Below are 5,743 nucleotides of genomic sequence, written 5' to 3'. Positions count from 1 at the left end.
CAGCCGCCGCGCGAGGCTTTCGTCAACGGTGATCTCGGCGGCCCACTCACGCACGCGACGACGTTATCGAGGGCGCCGGCCCGGACTCGGCCAGACAGGGCTCAGGTGACGGAGCCTCCGCCCCCGGGCGCGCCGGAGACGTGACGAGGCCCACACGCCGCGCTCGACGTGCGGCTCAAGACGTCTACGTTGTCGTCGACGATTGTCCGGGAATCCCGGCCGCGCCGCAATGCACCGGGCGCAAATCCACGAGAAGTTGGTCATCAGCTGAAGCCGAAGAGCGGCGGTAGAACGACCACGACCGCCGCAGCCCAGAGAGCGAAGACGGGCAGGTAGCTCGTCTGCCAGCGCTCGAGCCGATGGAGCGTGCTGCGCCGTCTGAGGAATCGGCCCGCGAGCCACGCGGCACCGGCCAGGTTCACGAGCAGGACGAGGTTGAGGCCGAGCGCGACCGTCCGGTTCGGCGTGAACCCGAGATCGCCGATGCGGGCGACCATCGACCCGAGCACCAGCAGGTCGAGGACGAGTGCGAACACGACGGCGACGAGCTGCACGCCGTCCATCCAGCTCGGCGAGGTGGAGGGCTCGCGCGCGGAGAGCCCGTAGAGGACGAGACCGAGGACGACGATCAGCAGAGCGTCGAACACGCTCAGGAGCTCGCGGTCGAAGGCGTCGCCGAGCCCGGTCGCGGCATAGACGACGGCGGCACACGCCAGCATGACCGCGAACAGCGGCGTGAAGAGCATCGCCAGCACGGGAGCCATGTTCTCGACGACGCGCTGCTTGGACTCGACGAGCCACGCGGCGACGACGACCGCCCCGGCGGCGCCGGAGGGCAGCACCCACTCCGCGACACGGTCGACGTCGACTCCCGAAGGCTCGAGGATCCCGGCGGTCAACGCCATGAGCACGCCGCCGCCGAGCGCGATCAGCACGTAGTAGATGAACCACTCGCCGGTGAAGCGGACGAAGTCCATCCGGCGCTCGTGCGACCCGATCGTCCCGCCCATGTACGGAAACGCGACCGCGAACCACAGCACGACCGGGAGGTGGAGGGCGACCAGGACCTCGGTGTCCGAGTCGGAGTCGTACGGATAGAGGTTGACGAGGAGCGCCGCGACCGCGAACGGCACCGCGGCAATCAGCCACGCGCGGGGGTCGAGCTGCCGCCGACGGGCGAAGTACCCGGCGAGGAACGGCAGGACGAGGAGGCCGAGGTTCCGCGCGAACCAGGTCGGCTCGTCGTCGGGGAAGCCGGCGGCGAGGCGCGCAACCTGGATGACGACGGCGGCGGCGACCGCGAGGACAAGCGCATCGAGCCAACCGGCCGCAAGGAGCGGCGCCTCTTCGTCGGGCCCGAGCAGCTGCTTCCACAGGCGTCCGCTGTGCTCACGCGCGTACTCCCGCGAAACGGCGTCGAGATCCCCCATCCGCTTCACGGCGACGAGGAACGCCTCGTCCTCGGCGAGGCCCGCGGTGCTCAGCTCCGCGATCTCGTGGCGGAGATGGTCCTCGAGCTCGTCGACGTCGTGCCCGTTGACGGCCGGGGCTCTCGAGACGTAGGTGCGCCACTGGGCAATCTGCGACTCCACGCTCTCCATCGCTCAGGCCTCACCGGCCGATGCCAGGAGCGAGCCGGGCCACACGTCGTCGAGCGCCCGGGTGACGGTCAGCCACTGCCGCCGATGATCGGCGAGCGCAGATCGCCCCTCGTCTGTGATGACGTAGTACTTGCGACGGCGCCCTTCCGGCGGCTTCCGCCACTCGGTCGTCACGTACCCGAGCCGGCCGAGGCGATGGAGCAGTGGATAGAGCATCCCGTCGCTCCACTCGAGCTCGCCCCCGGAAAGCGCGCGGACTCGCTTCAGGATCGCGTAGCCGTAGCTCTCACCATCAGCCAGGATCGCAAGCACGAGCGGTGTCGCCGAGGCCGCGACGAGATCCTTGTCGATGCGCATCGCCCTCCATGGGTCGAACTACGATGCATAGAAGCACAAGGTATTGTTGAACGCAACCGGGCTATTCGCGTGTGAGCCGTCGAAGCGCCGCGCGAACGGCGCACGGAGCCTCGAACCACACGAAATGCCCCGCGCCCTCGACGACCTCGACCCACGCCCCCGGTATCCGGTCCGCTGCATCGGTCGAGGCTGCGAGCGGCATGGGGCTTCGAGAGCCGTGGACGAACCCGACGGGAACGCGGATCCCCGACAGTCCCGCCTCGAGCGCCGGAAGCCCGGCGAGGATCGACGGCACCATCTCGCCCGAGCGTGCGCTCGACATGCGGAGCGCGGGCATCGGCGGCGCGTGCTCCGGGTCGGCGAAGTACGCCGGCCACACGAGCCGCATTCCCTCGAGGGCGAGCTCGTCGTCTGCCGTGCCGGCCATGCTCAGCTCGTCGATCTCCCGCGCACGCTCGCGCACCGATTCGGGAGTCCGGCGGAACATCTCCTCGTCGAACTCCGGCCAGCGGCCGTCGCCTACCGCCCCCAGCGGATCCACCGAGAGCACGCCGAGGAGCCTGTCGGGCATCGCCTCGGCCACGTGCAGGGCAAGGTGGCCGCCCCACGAGTGCCCGACGACGTATGCCCGCTCCCAGCCGAGCGCGTCGAGCACGCGACGCGCATCGTCGACGTCGAGCGCCACCGAATGCGGCCCTCCGACCGCCGACGGCTCCTGACCTCGCTGCTGGTACCAGGCGACGTCGTTCTCGTCCGCCAGCTCGTCGGCGAGCTCGCTCATGTAGTCGAAGCCGAGCCCCGGCCCGCCGTGCAGCAGGAGCACGCGCGGCCCGCTGCCGGCGCGACGACCCGCGATCAGCGGCCCGTCGTCGTGCGTCGTGAACTCGACCCACGTCACGGCGACCATCGTCTTCGGTCAGCGCCAACCGAGGGCAGGAGCGACGTGCTTCACGACGCTCTCGATGACATGGGCGTTGTACTCGACGCCGAGCTGGCTCGGCACGGTGAGGAGCAGCGTGTCGGCCGCGGCGATCGCCTCGTCCTGCGCGAGCTGCTCGACGAGCGCGTCCGGCTCCGCAGCGTATGTGCGGCCGAAGATCGCTCGCGTGCTCGCGTCGATGAAGCCGACGTGGTCGTCGTCTCCGCCGCCGCGGCCGAAGTACCGGCGGTCCGTGTCGTTCACGAGCGCGAAGATGCTGCGGCTGACCGAGACGCGTGGCTCGCGCTCGTGCCCGGCCGCCGTCCACGCCTCGTGGAAGGCGTGGATGTGCCGTGCCTGGACGACGTGGAACGGATCTCCGCTTGCATCGTCCTCCACGAGCGTGGAGCTCATCAGGTTCATGCCGAGCGTGGCCGCCCACGCGGCGGTCTTGTCGGACCCTGCGCCCCACCAGATCCGCTCGCGGAGCCCCGGTGAGTGCGGCTCGAGCCGCAGCAGGCCCGGCGGGTTCGGGAACATCGGGTGCGGGTTGGGCTCCGCGAACCCCTCGCCGCGCAGGAGGTCGAGGAACACCTGCGTGCGGCTGCGCGCCATGTCGGCGTCGGTCTGCCCCTCCGCCGGCCGGTAGCCGAAGTAGCGCCAGCCGTCGATCACCTGCTCCGGCGAGCCGCGGCTGATGCCGAGCTGGAGCCGGCCGCCTGCGAGCAGGTCGGCGGCCCCCGCGTCCTCCGCCATGTAGAAGGGGTTCTCGTAGCGCATGTCGATCACGGCGGTGCCGAGCTCGATTCGCGACGTCCGGACGCCGGCCGCCGCGAGCAGCGGGAACGGCGATCCCAGCTGCTGCGCGTAGTGGTGCACGCGGAAGTACGCGCCGTCGGCACCGACGTCCTCGGCCGCCACCGCGAGCTCGACCGCCTGGAGCAGCGCGTCCGAGGCCGTGAGCACGCGGGAGGCGGGCGAAGGTCCCCAGTGACCGAACGACAGGAAGCCGATCCGCTTCACGTGCTCATCCTCGCCCACGGCACCCGGCGTCTGCGGCAGGCGGAAGCGGACAGCCTTCGCTCGACTAGGTTGGCCCGATGCGCGACTGGCGTCGACCGGAGCGGGGAACGCGGTGCTTCGACCAGCTCCCCGCCACCGTCGAACGGGTGCTCACGGGCGCCACGGGCGGTACCACGCTCGACGAGCCGCTCCTACGGGAACGCTTCGAGCGCATCGTCTTCGTCTACTTCGACGCGTTCGGCTGGACGTTCCTCGAGCGGCATACCGGACATCCGCTGTTCGTCCGGGCCCGATCGGAGGGTCTGCTCACCCAGTTGACGGCTCAGTTTCCGTCGACGACCACCGCGCAGGTGACGACGATCCACAGCGGCCTGCCCGTCTCGGACCACGGCCTCTACGAGTGGCACGTCTACGAGCCGTCCCTCGACCGGCTGGTCACGCCGCTGCTCTTCTCCTTCGCCGGGGACGGCGTGCGCGGAACGCTCGCGGGACATCTCCATCCCGATGACCTGTTCCCCACCGACTCGATCTACGCTCGCCTCTCCGACGCGGGCGTGCGCAGCACGGTCGTCCTCCCGGCGCCAATCGCGGGCGCGGCACCGAACCTCGCCCTCCTGGGCGGCACGGAGATCGTCCCGTTCGAATCCACGGAGCGCGGCCTCGCCGCAGCAGCCGCTGCGCTGCACGACGGCGCCGGCTACGCCCACGTGTACCTCGACGAGATCGACTCGCTCATGCACGCGGTCGGGCCGGACGATCCGCTCGTTGACGCGGGCGTACGGCTCGTGCTGGACGCGCTCGCGGGCGTGCCGTTCCCGCCCGGGACGCTCGTGCTCCTCACCGCCGACCACGGCATGTCGCCCGTCGACCCGGCGCGGACGGTCTACGTGAACCAGATCTGGCCCGAGCTCGCCGGGCAGCTCGAGACGGGCGCCGACGGGAAACCGCTCGCCCCCGCGGGCTCCTGCCGCGACCTCTTCCTCCACGCCCGCGAGGGCGATGTGGAGGCGGTCTGCACCGGCCTTGCCGAGCGGCTCGACGGCGTCGCCGACGTCGTTCCCGTGGCGGAGCTGATCGAAGAGGGAATCTTCGCCGAGCCGTCGCCACGCCTCTCCGCGCGGCTCGCGAACGTCGCGGTGCTACCGCGCCACGGCGAAGCGGTGTACTGGCACGAGCCCGGCCGCTTCGTCCAACGCCTCTTCGGCCAGCACGGCGGCCTGAGCCCACAGGAGATGGAGATTCCGCTCGTCGCGTGGGTCGCCTGAGCGCCAAGCCGATCAGGCCGAGATGCGCTCCCCATGCCGATCGATCGTAACAACGGCATTCCAACCGTCCCTCCGCCGCACGACATGCCGCCGAAAGGGCGTTCCGGTCGGCGCCATCGACGCTCTCCTGGCGCAGCTGTGCATCAGGCACGAGCCGACGATGCTGACGACGGACGAGGACTTCACCCGGATCGCAGCGCAGTACCCGCTCCGCCTCTGGACTGCGTGACGCGGGGCGGGACCGCGGGAGACTCGAGCCCATCGGAGGAGCTCCTGCCGACGACGACGATCGCGCGCTCTAACCAGAGGCCCGCGCGAGCAGCCGCAGGAGCTCGTCGCGGCTCGGCCCGAGTTGCGGACGGGCGCCGTCGGGGGAGAGCTCGAGCGCTCGCGCGACGAGGGCCTCGTCCCTTGCCAGGGCGTCCGGGGGGTCGAGGGCGTTGACGCGTCGGGCGACGGCGCGGAAGAGATCCGGATCGCCGATCGAGGCCGGATAGGCGGTCAGCCGCAGGAACAGCGCCATGCTGTCGCGCGGGTCGCGGATGTCGATCTGGTCGCCCTTCCACAGGCGGATCCGG

The 5,743-nt window shown here is 70.8% G+C and carries 6 protein-coding genes; 1 reads left to right on the top strand and 5 read right to left on the bottom strand.

Translation table 11 applies throughout. From position 1 onward, the window contains the following. Positions 1 to 263: 263 nt before the first annotated feature. The 4 genes from VNM44_RS13955 to VNM44_RS13940 all read right to left on the bottom strand — a co-directional run bounded on the left by VNM44_RS13955 (position 264) and on the right by VNM44_RS13940 (position 3,900). A complete protein-coding gene (locus tag VNM44_RS13955) occupies positions 264 to 1,601 on the bottom strand; it encodes a permease prefix domain 1-containing protein (RefSeq protein ID WP_325626495.1) in 1,338 nt (445 codons plus the stop codon). Positions 1,602 to 1,604: 3 nt separating this feature from the next. Beyond that, positions 1,605 to 1,958, bottom strand: a complete 354-nt coding sequence (locus VNM44_RS13950; protein ID WP_325626494.1) for a PadR family transcriptional regulator — start codon at positions 1,956 to 1,958, stop codon at positions 1,605 to 1,607. A 61-nt stretch (positions 1,959 to 2,019) separates the two neighbouring features. Further along, on the bottom strand, positions 2,020 to 2,856 hold the full coding sequence (locus VNM44_RS13945) for an alpha/beta hydrolase (RefSeq protein ID WP_325626493.1): 837 nt from the start codon (positions 2,854 to 2,856) through the stop codon (positions 2,020 to 2,022). An 18-nt stretch (positions 2,857 to 2,874) separates the two neighbouring features. Continuing rightward, a complete protein-coding gene (locus tag VNM44_RS13940; protein WP_325626492.1) occupies positions 2,875 to 3,900 on the bottom strand; it encodes an LLM class flavin-dependent oxidoreductase in 1,026 nt (341 codons plus the stop codon). 77 nt (positions 3,901 to 3,977) lie between these two features. Here VNM44_RS13940 and VNM44_RS13935 point away from each other — a divergent pair, with 77 nt between their 5' ends. Further along, the gene (locus VNM44_RS13935; RefSeq protein ID WP_325626491.1) at positions 3,978 to 5,165 is read left to right on the top strand and encodes an alkaline phosphatase family protein; all 1,188 of its coding nucleotides are present in this window, start codon (positions 3,978 to 3,980) and stop codon (positions 5,163 to 5,165) included. Between the two features lie 298 nt (positions 5,166 to 5,463). On the opposite strand, the gene VNM44_RS13930 is transcribed toward VNM44_RS13935, so the two are convergent. Then, on the bottom strand, positions 5,464 to 5,743 hold a 280-nt coding region (locus tag VNM44_RS13930; protein WP_325626490.1), incomplete at its 5' end, for a hypothetical protein.

The sequence above is a fragment of the Gaiella sp. genome, from assembly GCF_035558935.1.
Lineage (GTDB): Bacteria > Actinomycetota > Thermoleophilia > Gaiellales > Gaiellaceae > Gaiella.
The sequence above is the reverse complement of the archived record's forward strand: the minus strand, read 5'-3'. Positions and strand labels throughout refer to the sequence as shown.

Coding starts and splice junctions, on each gene's coding strand:
- VNM44_RS13935 (WP_325626491.1), top strand. CDS start 3,978: ATGCGCGACTGGCGTCGACCGGAGCGGGGAACGCGGTGCTTCGACCAG.
- VNM44_RS13955 (WP_325626495.1), bottom strand. CDS start 1,601: ATGGAGAGCGTGGAGTCGCAGATTGCCCAGTGGCGCACCTACGTCTCG.
- VNM44_RS13950 (WP_325626494.1), bottom strand. CDS start 1,958: ATGCGCATCGACAAGGATCTCGTCGCGGCCTCGGCGACACCGCTCGTG.